Genomic DNA, 21,231 nt, shown 5'->3' with positions numbered 1-21,231 from the left:
CATCTAAATCACCTTTTTCTTTTAAATATAGTTAATTAATCACTTTATCGTTTTGTTAAAGTGAACCAACATTATGTTTTCTTACATAACTATTGTGAATAAAAATTAAACACTATGAAATCAATTAAATTTTCTTTCTTAATGGTATTGGCCATTTTATTTGTGAATTGCTCAAGTGATGGCGATACAGGAATGAGCATGTCTGATACAAGAATGGGGCAAAGCGATGGAGAAAATTCATATACTTATGAAGATATCTTAGCTGTAGATGGTTATGTAAATGTACATTTAAGTGCAGATAAACTTGAAACCATAGTTGCTCAAGGCGATATTGGTTCAAATTTCTAAGTGAAATTAAATCAATACCTATTTTACAAAGCTGTTCCAATTTTGGAACAGCTTTTTTTATGGATTTAAAAATTTACCTTCCCAGTTATTTTCTTCCTTAAATATAGCACGAATATGGTTTGGTCGCTTTAATTGCAAATATTCAATTTCAGTTGGTACGAGCTTTAACAAACAAAAATGATGCTCATTGTTTTTGTATTCAACTTCATCTGGGTTTGCAATTTCGGTGCCTGGTGGGTTTTCAGTAATGAAATCTTTTTTAGATTCCCTTTGAATTTTACTCCAATAATCTTCATAAACTTTACCAGAAGTCACTATTTTTATTTTCCCCATAACTTTAATCTGTAAAAGTTTTTTGGGATGATAAAACAAAACACTAGCCATAGGGTTTTTCGAAAAATCTTCTATTTTATCACTTCGTTTATCTGTAAAAAAAAGGAGTTCAAAATCAGTTGTAGTGTCTCTTAAAACTACGGTTCTTTGGTTTGGGTAAGTGTTGCCTAAACTAGCTAAACTAGGGTAACGAAAGGGATGTTTCTTCTTTAAATAACCAAATTTAATTTCTTGTTTGGCAGTTTCTAAAATTTCGTTTAACATTTTTTAATTCAAATGTCTAAAAATAGGCGATTAAAATGCTTAATTTTAGCGTAAATTTTTACTTTTGTGCATGCAAAAAAACCTTCTTATTCTCGATTTTGGTTCTCAATATACACAACTTATTGCAAGGCGCGTTAGAGAGCTCAACATATATTGTGAAATTCACCCTTTTCACAAAATACCAGAAAATTTAAACGAATTTAAAGCGGTAATTTTATCGGGTAGTCCATTTTCAGTACGTGCTGAAGACGCACCTAAGCCAGATTTAAGTAAAATTAAAGGAAAACTTCCGTTATTAGCAGTTTGTTATGGAGCCCAATACATTGCCCATAATTTTGGTGGTGAAGTTGCCCCATCGAACACACGGGAGTTTGGTAGAGCAAAATTGAACATCATTAAAGCAGAAGAAGCGTTGTTTAAAAATGTAAATGAAGGTTCTCAAGTTTGGATGTCGCATAGTGATAGTATAAAATCACTACCCAATCAAGCAGTTCGTTTAGCTAGTACCGAAGATGTTTTAAATGCAGCTTACCGAATTGATGGCGAAGAAACCTATGGCTTACAATTTCATCCCGAAGTGTATCATACCAAAGACGGAGCGCAAATTTTAAAAAACTTTCTAGTACACATTGCTGGAGTTCCCCAATCATGGACACCAGCACGTTTTGTAGATTTAACCGTAGCCGAACTTAAAGAGAAAATTGGTAATCAAAAAGTAGTACTAGGTTTAAGTGGCGGAGTAGATTCTAGCGTTGCCGCTGTGTTACTTCACCAAGCCATCGGTAAAAATTTGTACTGCATTTTTGTAAACAACGGTTTGTTGCGAAAAAATGAATTTAGTTCAGTTTTAGAACAATACAAAGGCATGGGTTTAAACGTAAAAGGAGTAGATGCTTCTTCCCGTTTTTTAGATGCTTTAGCTGGAATTAGTGATCCAGAAACCAAACGTAAAAAAATAGGCAATACTTTTATTGAAGTTTTTGATGATGAAGCGCATCAAATTAAAGATGTAAGTTTCTTAGCACAAGGCACCATTTATCCCGATGTAATTGAATCGGTTTCGGTAAATGGACCATCGGTAACCATTAAATCGCATCACAATGTAGGCGGTTTACCCGACTTTATGAAATTAAAAGTGGTTGAGCCTTTACGAATGTTATTTAAAGATGAAGTGCGTAGAGTAGGAGCAGAATTGGGAATTTCTAACAAGTTGTTAGGTCGTCATCCTTTTCCAGGTCCAGGTTTAGGTATTCGTATTTTAGGCGATATTACAGCAGAAAAAGTTCGTATTTTGCAAGATGTAGATGCTATTTTTATCGATGGTTTACGCAAGTGGAATATGTATGATAAAGTTTGGCAAGCCGGAGCGATGTTGCTGCCCGTATCTTCGGTTGGAGTAATGGGAGACGAACGTACTTACGAAAAAGTGGTAGCTTTACGTGCTGTAGAATCTACCGATGGAATGACGGCAGATTGGGTAGATTTGCCTTATGCGTTTTTGCAAGAAACTTCTAATAAAATAATTAATCAGGTTAAAGGCGTAAATCGTGTAGTTTACGATATTAGCTCTAAACCACCAGCTACAATTGAATGGGAATAAAAACAAAGCATTTTTTAATAGGCTTATTTTTTTTAGCTTTTGTACAAACGCATACTGCTCAAGAATATGTAGCTCACTCAGTACAAAAAGGTGAAACAATAGCAAGCATTGCACAGCAATATCAAGTTAGTGAACAAGCTATATTAGATTTAAATCCCGACGCGCAAAAAGGAGCATCGTTAAGAGTACCTAAATTAATTATTCCTGTAAAAAAAGTACCTGAAGGTGCTAAAAAAGTAGACTTTACTTTATATGATGTAAGCCCAAAAGAAACGCTTTATAGTATTTCTCGTTCCTTTGAAATTTCTATTGATGAGGTGAAAAAATACAATCCTTTTTTATATGAAAGGGAATTGGACATGAACGACCAACTCCGTATACCAGTTACTAAATTGTCTAAAGAAGACGAAGAGCATTTAAGCAATAATTTTAACCAAAGTGTTACCAATTCATCCTTTTCTAAATTGAAACACTTGGTTTTACCAAAAGAAACCAAGTTTAGCATTGCTAAACAATATGGTATTACAATAGCTGATTTAGACAGTTTAAATCCCGATTTAGAAACTTTACAAGCTGGGCAATTTGTAACTATAGACCGTTCTTTGAAAAATGAAAAAAAAGAAAAAGTAAAGCAACCCGATATTCGTAAAGAAGAAATAAAATATTATGTAGTACCTAAAAGAGAATCGATAGGTTCTATTTTAAAAAACAACGAATTTAGTAGAGAACGTTTAGAAGCCTTAAATCCGGCTTTGCGATATGGAGGGCTTTCGGAAGGCATGGTTTTAAAATTACCTACTAAACGAAAAAGTTTAGTCTTGCCTGGAGAAACATCCGTAAATCTTGAAAATTTTATTGAAGAAGAAAACTTAATCGAAGCAATAAAGTTAAATTTATTGATGCCTTTTAATTTAGTTGCTTTTGAAAATGACAGTATCGATCAAGAGCTTTTATTGAAAAGAAGTCAATTAACCCGTATAGCTGTAGATTTTTATACTGGAGTTGAAATGGCAGTAGACTCTGCCAAAACTAGAAATATACCTGTAGAACTTCAGTTTTTTGATACGGAGCAACGCAATCCTAATGCAATACAATCTATATTTCAAGACAAAGCATTTTCTGAACAAGATGTGTTTATGGGGCCATTTTTAGAAGACCAAATTAAGTTGGTTTTAAATGAAATTGAACAAACAGAAAACCTGTTGTTTTCCCCTTTAATAAATCCAGAATATTACCATAAAAATCTGGTTAAAACCATACCAAGTTCTGATGTAAAACAAGAGGTATTAATTACCTACTTAAATAAAAATATAAACGATAGCATTAATTTAATTTCGCTTACAGATTCTACGGGTTTAGACATGCGTAATAAACTGAAATATACCTTTCATACAATTCAATTTGTTGAACTGGAAGAGAGAGAATACCTGCAAAAAAGCGATATAAAACCATTGCTGAAAAAAGATAAAACCAATTGGTTTTTATTAGAAACTACAGATTATGGCAAAATTGAAAGTGCCATAGCTTATTTAATTGCTTTACAAAAAGACGATTACCAAATACGTTTATTTACTTCGAACAGAAGTAGCTTTTATGAAGATGAAATTTCGAATGCCTACTTAAGCTCTTTACATTTTACCTTTGTAGGAGCATCAAAGGAATTGATACGACCAGCTCCTGAAAGTTTTTCTGAAGCTTACAAAAACAAACATGGTTATTATCCCAATCGGTTTGTTGTTCGTGGATTTGATTTAGCCTACGATGTGATTTTACGAATGGCTTATGCTGAACAAAAATTTAATGAAACGACTGATTTACCAGCTCCTACATCTTATTTTGAAAGTAAATTCAATTATCACAAATTTGATTTTGAAGAAGGTTATTATAATGATGCTCTTTTCTTAATTCAGTATTTAGATAACTTAGAAACTGAAGTAATCGAATAAGTAAATTTCAGATCAAACAAAAATTAGGCTTTCCGCTTTACTTTGCAAAGTTTAAAACTCACTCATCTTATATATTAGTTAGGGATAGATAGTAATCAAAACCCTGCAAGCGTTATAAATGCTTGTAGGGTTTATAAATATCTTTACTGTAGGAAAATTTTCACACACAATCGTAAAATTCAATTATTTAGTTTATAATATCGTTTTATTAAAAACTAAATAATATTAAGTATAATTTGAAATTTATTCAATAATTGGCGTCACTTAACTAGGTTTACATTTAAGATTTGCTTAATATATAAAAATTATGTAATTTTAAATTTATTATTATGAAAAACAGCAACACCGCAACACCGCAACACCGCAACACCGCAACACCGCAACACCGCATAACAGCACAATTAACAGACTGTCTTTCGCTATAGTCGTGCTAATATGTTGTATAATGAGTACAACAAATCTATTTGCACAAAACTCTAACCCTGTATTACATTACTATTATATTTTAGAAGCAGAAAACAATAGCATAAGCATACCTACAAACCAATTACCAACAGGTACCTATATAGTCAATCTTATTGCCAATGGAAATATGTTGGATGTAAAACAATTAATTATTAATTAAAAATATTTATCATGAAAATAATTATAAAAACGTTATTACTTCTTTTTTTCATAAACACAACTGCACAAGTTACTCCTATACTTGATCATACTTGGACTATTGAAAAAATTGTCACCGAAGATGAAACTATCATAGCAGATTTAAATGCATTCGGAGAATATGATCAATTAAACTTTTCAGACCAGTTTAGTAGTGGCGGCATAGCTTTCTTTTATTATTTCTTACCTGACTGCGAAAGCCATGTTGTTTTTTTGGAAAACGAGCAGTCTTTTTATAATGAAATTCTAGGTTGTACGTTAAATTCTGATAGTTCAGATATCGGTGATTATTACAACCAAGTTTTCATACAAGGTTCAGAAGTTGTAACTTTTGATAGTGAAGTGATATCGCAAGCCTTCGGTCCTTTCAATTATAATTTTAGGTATGAAGGTGATTTAATCTACTTAGACATTACCAATACTAACGGAGAAGTTGCCACTTTTTGGACAAGCACCTTAAGCAATGAAGATTTCGATAAAACTAATTTTTTAATTTATCCTAATCCTGTTTCTAACCAATTGCATATAGCTAGTGATCAAGCAAAGATTGAGCAAATTATCATATATAACCTTAACGGTAAGCAAGTATTAAAAGTAGATTTCCTTGAAGATCAAACCATTGATCTAAGCAATTTAGCTAAAGGCATGTATTTGGTAAAAGTGCAAACTGAAACAGAAAGTTTGACGAAGAAGTTGATTAAAAAGTAGTACATAATTTTTTAGATAAATCAAAACTCTGCAAGCGTTATAAACGCTTGCAGAGTTTTTTAGATTTGTGTTTATTTAAATAATTGCTTTATTAAAACGTTTTGGGGCCCATAAAATTTGCTGTGGTGGTTTCAATTAGTTCACCTTTGCTATAAATTCCGATTTTCACTTTGTTTTTATGTCCATCTAATTCCATGGGGTGAATATTGATAAACAAACTTCCTTTGTCTAAATCTTTTGGAGGTACTGTGGTATACTCATCTCCAACTCTAGTAATTTCACCCTTATGAGACATCAATTTAAAATGTACCGAGTCTTTTTCAAAGGTGGTTTTGTTAACTAATTTGTAAGTGTAAACATTTCTAAGTTCACCACTTTTTGTAGTTTCATACAAGTTTCCAGGGAGTCTAAGAACTCTAGCTTCAACATCACTTCTAATGAATAATAATCCAATTAAAATTCCAACTAAGATAGAAAGCACACCGGTGTAAGCTTTCATTCTTGTTGTAAATTTAAACTTAGCTTTCTTTTCAATATTTTCTTCGGAGGCAAAACGAATTAAACCTTTTGGGAGATTTACCTTTTCCATGATATCATCGCATTCGTCGATGCAGGCTGTACAATTTACACATTCTAGTTGGGTTCCGTTTCGGATATCAATTCCCGTAGGACAAACGTGCACACATTGTTTACAATCAATGCAGTCTCCATAACCAAGTGCAGCTCGGTCTTCATTTTTTCTGAACTTTTTTCTTCCTTTTTCGGCTTCGCCGCGCTTATGGTCGTAAGCTACTACAATTGATTTTTCGTCGAGTAAAACGCCTTGCAATCTTCCGTAAGGACAAGCAATAATGCAGACTTGTTCTCTAAACCAAGCAAATACAAAATAGAAAACTACTGTAAAAATTAACAGAGGAATAAAGGTGCCGAGGTTAGCACTTGGGCCTTCAGTAACATATTGTAATAACCTATCGCTACCCACTAAATATGCTAAAAAGATGTTAGCTATTAAAAATGAAATAAACGCAAAAATTGTCCATTTACTCCCTTTTTTAATGATTTTTTCTTTGTTCCATGGCATGCGGTCGAGTTTCATTTGTTTGTTTCGATCACCTTCAATAGCAAACTCGATTCGCCTAAAAACCATTTCCATAAATATGGTTTGTGGGCAAATCCAGCCACAAAAAATCCTACCAAACGCTACTGTAAACAGTGCTAATAAAACGATAAGGGTAATCATAGAAATAACAAACAAGTAAAAATCTTGCGGCCAAAATGGAAATCCAAAAATGTTGAATTTACGTTCTAACACGTTGAACATTAAAAATTGGTTGCCATTTACTTTAGTAAACGGAGAAGCAAACAAAAAAACCAGTAGGCCATAGCTTACCCATTTTCTGTATTTGTATAAAATTCCAGACGGTTTTTTAGGATAAACCCAAGCGCGTTTGCCTTGGTCGTCTAAGGTACCAATGCTATCTCTAAAGTTTTCTTGATTATCCATTTTGTTTTGGTATTGAAAACGGCTATGGCTTAGCTTATTTTTTGCTCTGCCTAGCCGATTTGTATAATTTCAATTTTTAGTTCTATTTATTCTTCAGTAGGTTCCCAAATCTCCCCTTCTGGAGCTTTGCCATCTGCTGGGTTGTTTTCTTGTAAAGTAAGTACATAAGATGCTACTTGTTGCATTTCTTTTGCACTTAGGTCTGCTTTCCAAGAAACCATTCCTTTGCCTGGTCTACCACCTTCACTAATGGTTTTGAATACATTTTTAACTCCACCGCCCAAAATCCAATGTTCATCGGTTAGGTTAGGTCCAATTCCACCACCACCATCAGCTCTATGACAAGCAACACAATTGGTACCATAAATTTTTTGTCCAGCGCTGAGATCATTTTCATCTTCTAAAACAACTACTGTTTTGTAATCGATAATATTCTCTGCTGTAGCTAAGTAAGTTTCAATATCTTTCTCGGCTTGTTTAACTTCGGCAATATATTCTTCTGCTTGCGTATAATCTCCTACAACGTGAAAACGAATTAAATAGATAATAGCAAATACAATAGTTGCATAGAATCCATATAACCACCAAGGTGGAAGTTTGTTGTCAAGTTCTTTTATGCCATCGTAGTCGTGATCTAAGATAATTTCATGCTCTTCTTCTACTTCTTTAGATTTTGTCATGCTTTGTAGAAAAGCTTCAATTTTAGCAGGAATTTCACTTTTTCTGGCTTCTTCGGCTTCGTCATACTTTTTTTGAGCTTCTTCAGAAAGGCTCATATAAAGAATATTTTTTAATGAAGCTACAGAAGCTTCAATAGCTAAGGCAAATAAAAACACAATGCCTAGAAATATTCCAGCAAAAGGAAATTCTATTATAGCCCATTGCCCAGGTTCAGTTTCCATTAAATATTCGGTACCTAGCCAAGCTAAGCCTAATAATACGATTATTCTAAAATAGGATTGTGTTTTCATGATGTGTACCGATTTTGATTTTCATTATCGTTTTTATCTTCGTTTAAAGGCATTTGACTTACCTGCTGTATGTAGTCTTTTTTAGCGGTAAAAACCCACCAAAAAAGAACTACAAAAAAGCTAAAGAAAATTAAGAGTGATATGATAGGGTAGAGCTCTACACCTTCAATAGTTTCTAAATATTGTTTTGCGAATTTCATGATTTCAAAAGTTTATTTAGCAGAAGCTGATGTTTCTTCAGGTTGCACAATTTTAATGTCGGTTCCTAGGCGTTGTAGGTAAGCAATTACTGCTGTAATTTCTCTATTTCTCATTTCAACGAAGTCCAATCCATTTTCTTCAGCATATTTTTTTGAAGCTTCATAAGATTTTACAAAATCGGGATCATTGTACAGGTTTTGCTCAATTTCTATTCCTTGTTCTAGCATACTTTGCTGTACATTAGCAATTTCTTTGTCGGTATAGGGAACACCTAGACTAACCATAGTTTTTAACTTAGCTTCTGTTGAAGATTTATCGAGTTCATTTTCAATTAGCCACTGATAAGCTGGCATAATAGAACCTGAGCTTGTGCTTTGTGGGTCGTACATATGGTTAAAGTGCCAATTATCTGAATATTTTCCACCTACGCGGAGTAAATCTGGCCCTGTACGCTTGCTTCCCCAAAGGAATGGCCTGTCGTATACATACTCTCCACCTTTAGCATATTCGCCATAACGCTCGACTTCAGATCGGAATGGACGCACCATTTGTGAGTGACAACCTACACAACCTTCACGAATATAAATATCCCTTCCTTCAAGTTCGAGTGGAGTATAAGGGGTTACACTGGTTATAGTAGGAACATTCGATTTTACTAACAAGGTAGGTACGATTTGCACAATTCCACCAATTAAAATCGCGATGGTTGCTAAAATGGTTAATTGAATAGGTTTTCTTTCCAACCAAGAGTGAAATGCTTCACCAGTAATTCTACCGCTTTTAACACGTTGTAATGGAGCAGCTTCAGCTAACTCATCGCTTACAGGAGAACCTGAACGAATGGTCATAACTACATTATAGAGTAAAAGGAACATTCCTGAAATGTACAATGTTCCACCAATGGCACGCATCCAGTACATAGGCATAATTTCAGATACGGTTTCTAAAAAGTTACCATACACCAAAGTTCCGTCTGGGTTAAAGTCTTTCCACATTAGGGCTTGTACAAAACCAGCCACATATAAAGGTAAAGAATATAAAACAATACCTAAAGTTCCAACCCAAAAATGTGCATTAGCAAGACCAACGGAATGTAATTTGGTTTTAAATAATTTTGGTATTAAAAAGTAAATCATACCAAAAGTTAAAAAACCATTCCACGCCAAAGCACCCACATGAACGTGAGCAATAATCCAGTCGGTAAAATGGGCGATAGCATTTACATTTTTAAGGGAAAGCATTGGGCCTTCAAAAGTAGCCATACCGTAACCTGTAATAGCTACTACCATAAATTTAAGCACAGGATTGGTTCTTACTTTATCCCATGCACCACGAAGAGTTAATAATCCGTTGATCATACCACCCCAAGATGGCATAATAAGCATAACCGAAAAAGTTACTCCTAAATTCTGAGCCCAATCGGGTAAAGCTGAATACAATAAGTGGTGAGGCCCAGCCCAGATGTATATGAAAATAAGTGACCAAAAGTGAATAATAGATAATTTGTAAGAATATACAGGGCGGTTGGCTGCTTTAGGAACAAAGTAATACATTAAACCCAAAAACGGAGTGGTTAAGAAAAAGGCTACTGCATTGTGTCCGTACCACCATTGGACTAAAGCATCTTGTACACCAGCATAAGCAGAATAGGATTTTAAAGCAGAAACCGGGAGTGCTAAAGAATTAAAAATATGAAGTACTGCAACCGTAACAAATGTGGCTAAATAAAACCAAATAGCAACATATAAATGGCGTTGTCTTCGTTTTAAAATGGTACCGATTAAGTTCCAGCCAAAAGCCACCCAAATAATTGCAATGGCAATATCGATTGGCCACTCTAGCTCAGCATACTCTTTAGAGCTTGTAAAGCCTAAAGGAAGTGTAACGGCAGCAGCAACAATAATTAACTGCCAACCCCAAAAGTTAATATTGCTTAATGCATCGCTAAACATTCTAGCTTTAAGTAAACGTTGCGAAGAATAATACACTCCAGCAAAAATAGCATTACCTACAAAAGCAAAAATTACTGCGTTGGTATGCAAAGGCCTTAACCGACCAAAACTCAACCAAGAAATTCCGTCGGTGAGTTGTGGGAAAATAAACATAAAAGCGAGCAAAAGCCCAACGGTCATTCCTATAATGCCCCAAAATATGGTGGCATATAAGAATTTTTTTACGATTTTGTTATCGTAATAAAACTGCTGTACATCCATAATTAATCTTGTTTTTGTTTTTGGGTAGATGATTTTTTAGAGTCCTTTTTTACCAACTCATCGTCGAATAGCATACGCACAGAAGGTGTATAACTGTCATCGTATTGTCCTTTTTTAACAGAAAGTATAAATACAACCAGAAATACAAGTGCTACAAAAATGCTAATGGCTAGAAGTCCGTAAATTACACTCATGGTTTAAATTTCTCACAAATGTAAAGGCGAAGTTAAAATCGAAAAATGACGATAGTCAGATTTACAGATGTATTGCTGAAATTTATTAGAAATTATAAAAATTTGATTGTAAAAAATAAAAAAATGACTAAATTTGTCATGAATAATTGTGTCACTAATGAATCTAATAAATACAAAACGACAGGCATTAAAATTAAAAATTTGCGACTTAGCGCAGCTTGTTGGTGTGGATTCAAGTTTAATTAGTAGAATTATTTCTGGTAAACGACAACCTACATTAACTCAATTAAAAAAAATTAGTGAAGTATTAAGCTTAGATTACTATTTGTTACTCAAAGAATTTTTAAGTAATCAAGTTTTTGAATTGTTAAGTCCTTATCCTGGCATAGCTGAAGAAGTAATTGCAGTTGCAGAAGAACGCATAACGTATTTAACAGGTAAGGATAAGTTTAAAGTTATTAAGCTAAGCCAACCAGTAACTAAGTTATTAAATGAAGCCGAACAACATCATAAAAAATGGCAAAGTAAAAAACCTTTAGATGGTGTACAAGTGCAAAAAATGCAGGAATTTTTTCATACCGCTTACACTTACGAGAGTAATCGTATAGAAGGAAATACATTAACACTGAGTGAAACACATTTGGTAATTAACGATGGAATTACCATAGGTGGTAAGAGTATGCGCGAACATTTAGAGCTTATTAATCACAAGGAAGCTATCGATTTAATACTGGATTTTGTGAAAAATAAAATCCACTTTAATGCTTTTTATTTGAAGCAAATTCACCAATTAGTTTTAAAAGGAATCGATAGAAAAAATACTGGTGTTTATCGTTCGGTTCCTGTACGGATTTCTGGTAGTGCGCATTTACCACCAGAGCCTTACATGATCGATAAACTAATGGAAGATTATTTTTTGTTTTATGAAATGCAAAGAAAAGTCTTGCATCCCATAATTCTCGCTGCTGAAATGCATGAGCGTTTAGTTTCCATCCATCCGTTCATCGATGGTAATGGTAGAACTTCACGGCTAGTCATGAATTTAATTTTGCTTCAAAACGGGTACACCTTAGTCAATTTAAAGGGTGATCCTGAAAAAAAGGCAAGTTATTTTAAAGCGCTAGAAGCTGTACAAGTAAACCATGAAAATAAGCATTTTCACCAATTAATAGCGGAGCATGCCATAGCATCGCTTCAAGAGCATATTCATTTAGCGGGTTAATTAAAGCTGTTTCATTAGATTGGAACAGCTTTTTTAATTATTGAGAAGTTTTATCATTCAATAAAGAATAAGGCCTTATGTCTTTTAAAAAGCTATGCACTTTTATTTTTTTGGTCTTATTTTTTGTAATTATTATATATGTATAAATTGCGCCAATTTAACTTCATCAAAATATTTCAGATTATTGAATTTATATTATATCAGTAATTATTACAATGCCGAATTATAAATTCCAAATTTAAAAAAACAAGCTTCAATTAAGAAATAGCTCAGCTTTGCTTATATTTATCAAATTATATTTATCAAAAAAGACCCATGTCTAAGTTTTTAGTTTTATTGTTCACTTTATTTTCTATTTTTTCTATTGAAGCACAGTTGTTAAAAAAAACAGCTTCGTTTACCGAAAAAGACAGTTTACGCGGAAGTTTGCGCCCTGAACGTACAAGTTATAATGTGTTGCATTATGATTTAGATATTCAATTGAATCCAACTGAACGCTTCATCAGTGGTAAAAATACCATTCGTTTTGAAACTTTAAATGAGTTGGCTAAAATGCAATTGGATTTATACCAAAATATGCAAATCGATTCGATTATTTTCGGAAATCGAAAACTCACCTACGAACGAAAATTTGATGCTTTTTTTATCACTTTTGATGAACCGCTTCCAACTGAAACACAATATAAAATTAGTGTTTATTATAGCGGTCGTCCTAAAGTTGCAAATAATGCGCCATGGGATGGAGGTTTTGTTTTCAAAAAAGATCAAAATGGAAATCCTTGGATTGGAGTAGCTGTACAAGGTGATGGCGCAAGTTTGTGGTTTCCGAATAAAGACCATTTAAGCGACGAACCCGATGAAGGTGCAGATATAAAAGTAAGCGTTCCTGATGCTTTAATGAATGTTTCTAATGGTAGATTAATTGCCGAAACCCCACAAGAAGATGGGTACACGCAATGGCATTGGCGAGTTACACAGCCTATAAATAATTACAACATTACTTTAAATGTTGGTGATTATGTGAATTTTAAAAATCAGTTTCGCGATTTAGATTTAGATTTTTATGTTTTGCCATACAACTTAGAAAAAGCCAAGAAACAATTTGCACAAGTACAACCCATGATGGAATGTTTCTATGAAAAATTAGGTCAATATCCTTTTGTTGAAGACGGTTTTAAATTAGTTGAAACGCCTTATTTAGGCATGGAACACCAAAGTGCAGTTGCATACGGTAACCAATTTATGAATGGATACTTAGGAACCGATTTGTCTGGAACGAGTTATGGGTTAACATGGGATTTTATCTTAATTCACGAAAGTGCACACGAGTGGTTTGGCAATAGTATTTCGGTAGCCGATATTGCTGATTTGTGGATTCATGAAGGTTTTACTACTTATGCAGAATCAATTTTTGTAGAATGTACCCAAGGTAAAGATGAAGCGCTTTCTTATTTATATGGAATTCGGAAAAACATAAAAAACGAGCGCCCATTAATTGGGGATTATGGAGTAAATCATTCGGGTCCGAGTGATATTTATTACAAAGGAGCTAATATGTTAGGTACGCTTAGAAGTATTGTAAATGATGATGATTTGTGGTGGAAAACACTTGGTTCTTTTGTAGCTGATTTTAAGCATAGAGTTACCGATAGTAAAGAAGTTGTTGCTTATTTCAGCGAGAAATTAGGCGAAGATTATTCATCTTTTTTCGATCAATATTTAAATTATAAGGACATTCCTGTGTTAGAATTCCGAAAAAACAAAAAAAGAGTCGATGCTCGTTGGCGAGTACATGCCAAAAATTTTGAAATGCCTATTGATATTGGTTTTGTTGGAGACGAACAAGCTTACCGATTGCATTTAACTAACAATTGGATTAAAACTGATTTACGAATGAAAGATTTGGAGAATTTAAAAATTGATATATTTCATTTTTATGTTGATTTTGAGTTTTTAGATGAAGATTGATGAGTTTTACTATATGTGAATGAATAGATATTTAATGCGATAATTAATTTAAAATCAGCAGTATTATCTTAAGTTGATTTATTCGTTTAAAATGAAGTATTGAAGTTTACAGTTAAGCCTGAACTTTCAGGTACAAATCTACACACACCGCCAACACAAACTAATCCGCCACGTTGTCGACCGTAATTTAAAGCTACACGATAAGCTCCAATTCGGTAAGCGCCACCTACATTAATATAGTGTACTTGCTCACTTTCTTTTTTGCTTCCATAGTTCCAAATATCCCAAACGTAAACCGATAGATTTTCGTTAAAGTTATACTCAATTGTTCCACCAATCCAATCTTCACGATCGCCGACAGCCCACATTTTTTCAAGTTCAATTCGTATGGATTGTTTTGTAGTGAGATTATATGTGGCTTCAGTTGTAAAAATATCAGCTCGTACTAAATCACCTCCGCCTAACAAACGTTGATCGTAATATTGATTGATATAGTTGAAGCCTAAATGCCAAGTATCATCTAATTTCTTTTTAATTTCTATGCTATAATCAGAAAAATATTTATTTCCTCTACCAAAAAAGTCGACTTCATAATTTGGTGGATTAAAGGTATACACACCAGGAAGATTGTACCAAGTAGCAAAATTCAAATACACATGTGTTCCATATTTTCCACCTAAAAAGCTATTTTCTTTAAACTTGTAAAAAAAGTCGATTTGGCCGCCTGTTTCACCCGATCGCATTACTTGTGTGTCTTCAAAAAGCGTATTTTGTTGTGCTTGAAACACATATATATTGGCTAATAAAGAATGATGCTGTTTTGTTAAAGCAGGTACGAAATTTATAAAGGTATCTAAGTAGTCGAAGCTAGTAGAAAGTTCTCCCTGAAAATCAGTAAATACTGAAGGTTCACGCTGAGAGAAAAACCCCATGTTTTCAACTCTACGTAAACTTACATCAAGTCCCAATCCAGTTTCAGAATATCCAAAATTAAGGGTTACTGCATTTCCTGCACGTGCAAAATCATCGGATAGTTGGTTTTGGATATTTAAAATTCCGTCTTTCGATTTGTAATTTACTTCAGCATTGGCATAAAAAGCGCCAATTAAATAATCAGCTCTAAATGAGAAGGAATTGGTTAAATCTTCGTAACTTGGGTCTTGTAATTGCGGGTATTTTTCTAAAGATTCGTATCTTCCTAAGTAACTAAAGCCCAAACTTAAATCTTGATTTTTCTCGTATAAATTAAGGTATTCTGCTAAGAAGAAATTAGCATCAAAGCCAAATAAATCACCCGAAGTAACATCAAACCCAGAACGCTGTCTGCCGTAAAATGCTGTAAAATCTATATTGTAGTTGGGACTAAATTTTACTCGGGCTCCTCGAACTGCAGAATTTATACCTAATGCACGGTCTTCCCAAGCTCTAAAAATCATTCCATTTCCAAATTGCTCGTAAAAATGCCCTAAAGTTACATCCCATTTTTCATCTTTATAATTTAAGTAATAAATTCCTAGATTAGTGCCTTCAAATTGAGGGTTGTAATTTAATAACGCATTCTGTTCGTAAGCTTCGACTTGAATTCCAGCTGTCCAACGTTTATAATTATAATTGGCATAGACATAAGAGTTAGATCGAAAAGGATCATCGGGTAAAATAGCACTTTCTAGGCCTTTATCTTTTACGTAGTATTGCATGTTCGATTCAATTCCTCCATAAAATCGCCCATAGTACTCATCTTCTTCTTGAGTTGTAGTAGAAGATTGACTAAAAGAAGGGAGAGAAATAGAAATTAAAACGAATAGAATAGTGGAGCTTTGAAAAATTAATTTCATTTATTGTAGTTCTTTAATTACTTTATACAATTCTTGTTCTGCTCCTTGTGTATAGCCATTGAATATATGTTCAATTTTGTTGTTTTTCACCACAATAGAATATGGAATATTTACAATAGAAAGGGCACGTTTTAGTTCTTGGTTTCCATCTAGTAAAACACGATAAGGCCAGGCTTTACCGTTTAATAATGGACGTACTCTTCTTTGTGTGCGCGAATCATCAGTAGAGACTGCAATTAATTCCATATTTAATTCTTTAGACCAAACTTCATAATGTTCGTTAATTGCTTCTAATTCACTTATGCAAGGTGCACACCAAGTGGCCCAAAATGAAAAAATATAAACTTTGTCTTTTTCATTAAAATCGTTAACAATATTTACAGGTTTATTTTTTAAATCTTTAATACTAATATTTGGCATTTTTTCTTGAGAAAATGCTTGAGTGCTGACAATGAGAAAGAAAAAAAGTATTAAACGCATGTTGTAGATTGTTTTTTGTGTTAATTAATATTAAATTTATTTTACAAATTAAGTAAATTTTAATAATTAAATTATACATTTGAACATAAAAAATTAATAAAAACTTATACTTATGAAACTAAAGTTACTTATTTTATGTCTTTCATTCTTTTGTTTAAAAGGCTTCACACAAATTGCTGATGGTTCTGTTGCACCCAATTTTACAGCAACTGATTTAGATGGAAATTCGCATACTTTACAGGATTATTTAGACGATGGTAAAACCGTTATTTTAAATATCTCTGCTACTTGGTGTGGTCCTTGTTGGAATTACAAACAAACTGGTGCATTATCAGATATTCATTATGCTTATGGTGAAGACGCATCAGACGAGGTCGTTGTTTTATATATAGAAGGAGATGCAGCTACAACCACAGCAGATTTGTATGGGAACGGATCAAATACAATTGGCGATTGGGTTACAACCACACCTTTTCCGATAATAGATAATGCCGCGATTGCAAATCAATATCAAATTTCCTATTACCCAACTGTTTACCGAATTTGTCCAGATGGATTTGTTACAGAAACTGGCCAGTTGACATCTACAGCTTGGGACTCAAACATTAATGCTAACTGCGGACCATTAACTGGTGTTGACGAACTTGCAGGTATTAATGTTAACGATGCTATTTTATGTGAAGATAGCGTAGCTACAGATATGGATATTGAATTAACCAATTTCGGTAATAATACAATGACTTCTGTTCAAATAGATGTAAATAATGGAGGGAATGTACAAACATTCACAGAGACTGTTTCTATCTCGAAATTTGGTCGTACTAGTGTAAGTATTGATCCAGTACTAGATGCTAGTCAAGATTTTACTTTTGAAATTTCTTCGGTGAATGGTAATACAGTTACTGCTTCTGATTTATCATCAGATATGCCAGCTTTAGGTGCTGCTGAAGAATTTGAAACTACTTTAGTAGAATTAGATATTTTATTAGATAACTATCCTGATGAAACTACCTGGGAAATAACAGATTCTTCTGGATCAGTAGTTCACTCGGGCGGTCCTTACAATAATCAACAAGGCCAGTTAATACAAGAATCTTTAAATCTAGATGTAGAAGATTGTTACACCTTTGCTATATTTGATGCCTTTGGAGATGGTATATGTTGTGCATGGGGAACAGGTTCTTATAGTTTAAAAACTTCTGATGGAGATATAATAGCATCTGGTGGTGATTTTGGTTCAGAAGAGTCTAAAACGTATAAAAATTATATAAATCTTTCTGTTGAAGATTTCGGGGTTTACAACTTCAAAATGTATCCAAACCCAACAAATGGAGAATTAAACCTTCAAGCCAATGAAAATTTCGATTTTGAAGTGTATACCTTACAAGGCAAAAAAGTATACCAACAAGAAGCAAGTGCTAATTTTTATCACACAAATTTATCTGAACTTCAAAGTGGAATTTATTTATTAAAAGTAAATATTGATGGAATATCTAAAACTCAAAAATTAATAATTAAATAAATATCAATGTTAAAAACTAAACCAGGAATTTTTTTAGTAGCTATTCTCTTATTTTCAACCGTTTTAATTACTTCATGTAGTAGCGATGACGATAGCCCTTCTCAAAATCAAGACAACATTGTTTTGAATGTTGAAAAGGCCGACGGGAGCCTTTTTGTAAATGGAGAAATTATAACTTTTAATCAATTAGGTTCTGGCAACGGTCGTGATGATGGTAAATTAAAATACTTTTTAAAAAATGTAGGTAACGAAGATATCAATGTAAAAATTGAAGTTGCAGATATGCGTGGTACAGATGGTTCTTTGTTTACTTTCTGCGTACAGCCAATTTGTGTTTTTGATGTAGAAATAGGCGATATTTATCCACCTAACGGAACTCTAATTGCACCTAATCAATACAATAGCCAAGACGACTATTTTATAAATAATGACCCGGGAAACGCAACTACAACTTCTATTGAGTACGACTTGCGTTTTTATGTAGAAGACGAAAGTGGAAACCAAACTAACGATATTACAATTACCTATAAGTACATGCCAAATTAGTTAGTTTGTGTAAGTAAATAGGTGTCTATTAGACTCTGTTTTTACAATTAAAGAATAAATTAAATGAAACTAAAAAGGAAGAATCTATTGTTAATTCAAAAAATTCTTCCTTTTTTATTTCAATATTGTATATTTTTATCATCTTAAAAACTTCAATAATGATAATTAAACAACTAAACTGGTTTATTGCACTTCTGCTTTTTGTATTATTAAGTTGTAGTGAAAAATATGAAATTGTTACAGGAGAAACAGGAATATTTGCTACTCATAATTCAAGTACTAGAGCTTTAGGGGAAGAAACTATAATTCGTGTTTTTACAGAAGATGGGAAAGAAGTAACAGATGAGTCTACCATCTTTGTAAACGGTGAAAGATTTGATGATAATACATTTACAGCAGATCAAACAGGCTTTTATGAAGTAATAGCTAAATATCAAAATATAGAATCTTCTCAGCTTTTTGTAGAATATCACGATGGTAGTCAAGTTAACTATAAAAAAAGAGTTTTAATAGAAGACTACACCGGAACTTGGTGTGGTTGGTGCCCGCGAGTATCGCATGGCATGAAGCTAGTTAGTGAAATCTCAGAAGATGTTGTTTTTATAGCTATACACAGAGCGCCAGTAGGAACTTCAGACCCTTATAATTACACTAACGCAGAAGAATTAGAACAATTTATAAATACGCCCGGTTACCCTAAAGGTTTTATTAATCGAACCAATCAATGGAAGTTTCCAGAACCTTCTAACTTAAGACAGGTTGTAGAGTTTAAACAAGGGAGTAATCCAAAGTTAGGCTTGGCCTTAAATTCTTCTCAAAACAATAATTTTATAAATGTTAGTGTTAATGTAGGCTTTGCAAAAAATTTTAGCAACTTAAAATTAGTTGTACAGTTACTAGAAAATAACTTGGTTTACCCACAAGTAAATTATACAGATTATTATGAAGGCAATAATCCAATTGAAGCTTACGTGCATGATTATACTTTACGGTATACAGCTACCAATATTTTAGGAGATGAAATACCTAATGCTGAAACTTTTGATACAAACCAATGGCAAAAAAACTTAGCGTTTCCATTACCTGAAAATATTGAAGACATCAACCAGTTAGATATAGTAGCCTTTGTCGTTAACGAAAACGGAGAAGTCATCAATGTAAGAAAATCAAGTTTGGGAGAGCAACAAGAATTCGAAATGGAATAATAACATAGACGAGCATATGAATGCGTTTTAAAATGAATTATTAATTTTTACTTGATGTTACCAACTAAGGTCCATAAATAAACAACCCGCTTTTTAAAAGCGGGTTGTTTATTTATATAATGCTAATCACTTTTTAAATTTTTCCAAAACGTTCAAAAGCAGCTTTTTCCAAATTTTCTCTATGGTCTGGATGAGCGATTGAAATTAAAGCCTTAGCCCGTTGCGATAGATTTTTACCATATAAATCAACTATTCCATATTCAGTGGCAATGTAATGTACATGTGCACGAGTGGTAGTTATTCCTGCGCCTTCATTTAAAAATGGAGTAATTTTAGAAATTCCTTTTTTAGTAATCGATGGCATAGCAATAATGGCTTTTCCACCTTCAGAAAGCGAAGCACCGCGTATAAAATCCATTTGACCACCAACTCCAGAAAACTGCATCCTTCCAATGGTGTCGGCACAAACTTGCCCAGTTAAATCGATTTCTATAGCAGAATTAATCGCAGTGACTTTCGGATTTCTTCTAATAATGGCCGTATCGTTAGTGTAAGCAGCTTCTTTAAAGTGAACCATAGGATTATCATCTATAAAATCGTATAGTTTTTGTGATCCCATTGCAAAGCAGGTTACAATTTTTCCGTTTTTAATAACTTTATGTTCACCGGTAATTACACCTTTTTCTACTAAGGGCAATATTCCATCTGAAAACATTTCAGTATGTATTCCTAAGGATTTTCTGTTGCCTAAATTGTTTAAAACGGCATTAGGTATGGCGCCAATTCCCATTTGTAAAGTCGCACCATCTTCTACTAAATCGGCAATGTATTTTCCTATTTTTTGTTCAGTTTCATTAGGAGTTAAGGCATCATGGCTATAAATTGGAGTTTGGTGTTCAACTGCAAAATCAATTTCATCTACATGTACATTTCCATCTCCATGCGAGCGCGGTACTTCAGGATTAATTTGCGCTACAATTATTTTTGCTTTTTGCACAGCAGCTAAACTAACATCTATAGATGTGCCTAACGAGCAATAACCATGTTTATCTGGTGGCGAAACTTGAATAAAAGCAACATCTAAGGGTAAAATGTCCTTTTTAAAAAGTAAATGAATTTCACTTAAAAAAATTGGAATATAATCACCAACCGAAGTGTTTACAGCTTTTCGAACATTGCCACCCACAAAACAAGAGTTGGTTTTAAACGCATTACAATAAGGTTCTTGCGTATACAGCGCTTCGCCTTCGGTATGCATTTGTACAATTTCTACATCGGCTAGTGCTTTGTAATTTTTGCACAAACCATCAATTAAATATTTTGGTGTCATAGCTGCACCTTGGAAAAAGATACGATTGCCAGATTTAACTTTGCTAACCGCTTCTTCAAGATTTACATAAATCATATTTCAAATTTTTGGCAAAGGTAAAAACTCCTTAGACTTATAACATTGATAATTATCAGTAAAAAGCTACACAAAGCTTAAGCAAATTTTAAAACAAGCCTGT

The 21,231-nt window shown here is 33.3% G+C and carries 19 protein-coding genes; 10 read left to right on the top strand and 9 right to left on the bottom strand.

Annotated elements, in window-relative coordinates; all coding sequences use genetic code 11:
* Positions 1-114: 114 nt before the first annotated feature.
* Positions 115-348 carry a hypothetical protein gene (locus IEV63_RS11265; RefSeq protein WP_188406975.1) on the top strand — a complete coding sequence of 78 codons (234 nt, stop codon included), beginning with the start codon at positions 115-117 and terminating at the stop codon, positions 346-348.
* A gap of 57 nt (positions 349-405) precedes the next feature.
* On the opposite strand, the gene IEV63_RS11260 is transcribed toward IEV63_RS11265, so the two are convergent.
* On the bottom strand, positions 406-945 hold the full coding sequence (locus IEV63_RS11260; protein WP_188406920.1) for a pyridoxamine 5'-phosphate oxidase family protein: 540 nt from the start codon (positions 943-945) through the stop codon (positions 406-408).
* 70 nt (positions 946-1,015) lie between these two features.
* Between IEV63_RS11260 and guaA the strand changes: the two genes are divergently transcribed.
* The 4 genes from guaA to IEV63_RS11240 all read left to right on the top strand — a co-directional run bounded on the left by guaA (position 1,016) and on the right by IEV63_RS11240 (position 5,862).
* Positions 1,016-2,545, top strand: a complete 1,530-nt coding sequence (gene guaA / locus IEV63_RS11255) for a glutamine-hydrolyzing GMP synthase (protein WP_188406919.1) — start codon at positions 1,016-1,018, stop codon at positions 2,543-2,545.
* The gene (locus IEV63_RS11250) at positions 2,536-4,491 is read left to right on the top strand and encodes a LysM peptidoglycan-binding domain-containing protein (protein WP_188406918.1); all 1,956 of its coding nucleotides are present in this window, start codon (positions 2,536-2,538) and stop codon (positions 4,489-4,491) included. The genes guaA and IEV63_RS11250 overlap by 10 nt, the downstream gene beginning before the upstream one ends.
* A gap of 445 nt (positions 4,492-4,936) precedes the next feature.
* Positions 4,937-5,116, top strand: coding sequence for a T9SS type A sorting domain-containing protein (locus tag IEV63_RS11245; RefSeq protein WP_188406917.1), 180 nt, complete (start codon positions 4,937-4,939; stop codon positions 5,114-5,116).
* 11 nt (positions 5,117-5,127) lie between these two features.
* A complete protein-coding gene (locus tag IEV63_RS11240) occupies positions 5,128-5,862 on the top strand; it encodes a T9SS type A sorting domain-containing protein (protein WP_188406916.1) in 735 nt (244 codons plus the stop codon).
* 91 nt (positions 5,863-5,953) lie between these two features.
* Here IEV63_RS11240 and ccoG read toward each other — a convergent pair whose 3' ends face one another.
* The 5 genes from ccoG to ccoS form a co-directional block, all read right to left on the bottom strand.
* Complete coding sequence (gene ccoG / locus IEV63_RS11235; RefSeq protein WP_188406915.1) at positions 5,954-7,366, bottom strand: cytochrome c oxidase accessory protein CcoG; 1,413 nt, start codon at positions 7,364-7,366, stop codon at positions 5,954-5,956.
* An 86-nt stretch (positions 7,367-7,452) separates the two neighbouring features.
* Complete coding sequence (locus IEV63_RS11230; RefSeq protein WP_188406914.1) at positions 7,453-8,337, bottom strand: cbb3-type cytochrome c oxidase N-terminal domain-containing protein; 885 nt, start codon at positions 8,335-8,337, stop codon at positions 7,453-7,455.
* Entirely contained in the window at positions 8,334-8,540 is a 207-nt protein-coding gene (locus IEV63_RS11225) for a CcoQ/FixQ family Cbb3-type cytochrome c oxidase assembly chaperone (RefSeq protein WP_188406971.1), read from the bottom strand. Before IEV63_RS11225 ends, IEV63_RS11230 begins: the two co-directional genes overlap by 4 nt.
* 9 nt (positions 8,541-8,549) lie before the next feature.
* Positions 8,550-10,751 (bottom strand): cytochrome-c oxidase, cbb3-type subunit I, encoded by a 2,202-nt coding sequence (gene ccoN / locus IEV63_RS11220; RefSeq protein WP_188406913.1) that lies wholly within the window; start codon positions 10,749-10,751, stop codon positions 8,550-8,552.
* 2 nt (positions 10,752-10,753) lie between these two features.
* Positions 10,754-10,945, bottom strand: coding sequence for a cbb3-type cytochrome oxidase assembly protein CcoS (gene ccoS, locus IEV63_RS11215; protein ID WP_188406912.1), 192 nt, complete (start codon positions 10,943-10,945; stop codon positions 10,754-10,756).
* Between the two features lie 157 nt (positions 10,946-11,102).
* Between ccoS and IEV63_RS11210 the strand changes: the two genes are divergently transcribed.
* Both IEV63_RS11210 and IEV63_RS11205 read left to right on the top strand, forming a co-directional pair.
* On the top strand, positions 11,103-12,167 hold the full coding sequence (locus IEV63_RS11210; RefSeq protein ID WP_188406911.1) for a Fic family protein: 1,065 nt from the start codon (positions 11,103-11,105) through the stop codon (positions 12,165-12,167).
* 315 nt (positions 12,168-12,482) lie between these two features.
* Positions 12,483-14,135: a M1 family metallopeptidase gene (locus IEV63_RS11205; RefSeq protein ID WP_188406910.1), complete on the top strand. Its 1,653-nt coding sequence runs from the start codon at positions 12,483-12,485 to the stop codon at positions 14,133-14,135.
* 86 nt (positions 14,136-14,221) lie between these two features.
* On the opposite strand, the gene IEV63_RS11200 is transcribed toward IEV63_RS11205, so the two are convergent.
* A complete protein-coding gene (locus tag IEV63_RS11200) occupies positions 14,222-15,970 on the bottom strand; it encodes a DUF6029 family protein (protein WP_188406909.1) in 1,749 nt (582 codons plus the stop codon).
* The gene (locus tag IEV63_RS11195; protein WP_229737236.1) at positions 15,971-16,390 is read right to left on the bottom strand and encodes a TlpA family protein disulfide reductase; all 420 of its coding nucleotides are present in this window, start codon (positions 16,388-16,390) and stop codon (positions 15,971-15,973) included. It abuts the gene before it with no gap.
* A 172-nt stretch (positions 16,391-16,562) separates the two neighbouring features.
* On the opposite strand from IEV63_RS11195, the gene IEV63_RS11190 reads away from it, so the two are divergent.
* The 3 genes from IEV63_RS11190 to IEV63_RS11180 all read left to right on the top strand — a co-directional run bounded on the left by IEV63_RS11190 (position 16,563) and on the right by IEV63_RS11180 (position 19,723).
* The gene (locus IEV63_RS11190) at positions 16,563-17,972 is read left to right on the top strand and encodes a T9SS type A sorting domain-containing protein (protein WP_188406907.1); all 1,410 of its coding nucleotides are present in this window, start codon (positions 16,563-16,565) and stop codon (positions 17,970-17,972) included.
* Between the two features lie 6 nt (positions 17,973-17,978).
* Positions 17,979-18,518 carry a hypothetical protein gene (locus IEV63_RS11185; RefSeq protein ID WP_188406906.1) on the top strand — a complete coding sequence of 180 codons (540 nt, stop codon included), beginning with the start codon at positions 17,979-17,981 and terminating at the stop codon, positions 18,516-18,518.
* Positions 18,519-18,676: 158 nt separating this feature from the next.
* Positions 18,677-19,723, top strand: a complete 1,047-nt coding sequence (locus IEV63_RS11180) for an Omp28-related outer membrane protein (protein WP_188406905.1) — start codon at positions 18,677-18,679, stop codon at positions 19,721-19,723.
* Positions 19,724-19,856: 133 nt separating this feature from the next.
* On the opposite strand, the gene IEV63_RS11175 is transcribed toward IEV63_RS11180, so the two are convergent.
* Positions 19,857-21,128, bottom strand: a complete 1,272-nt coding sequence (locus IEV63_RS11175; RefSeq protein WP_188406904.1) for an acetyl-CoA hydrolase/transferase family protein — start codon at positions 21,126-21,128, stop codon at positions 19,857-19,859.
* Positions 21,129-21,231: the final 103 nt, after the last annotated feature.

The sequence above is a fragment of the Psychroflexus salis genome (genome assembly GCF_014640175.1).
In the GTDB taxonomy this organism is placed as follows: domain Bacteria; phylum Bacteroidota; class Bacteroidia; order Flavobacteriales; family Flavobacteriaceae; genus Psychroflexus; species Psychroflexus salis.
Note: the sequence above shows the minus strand (reverse complement) of the source record. Positions and strands in the feature narration are given on the sequence as shown.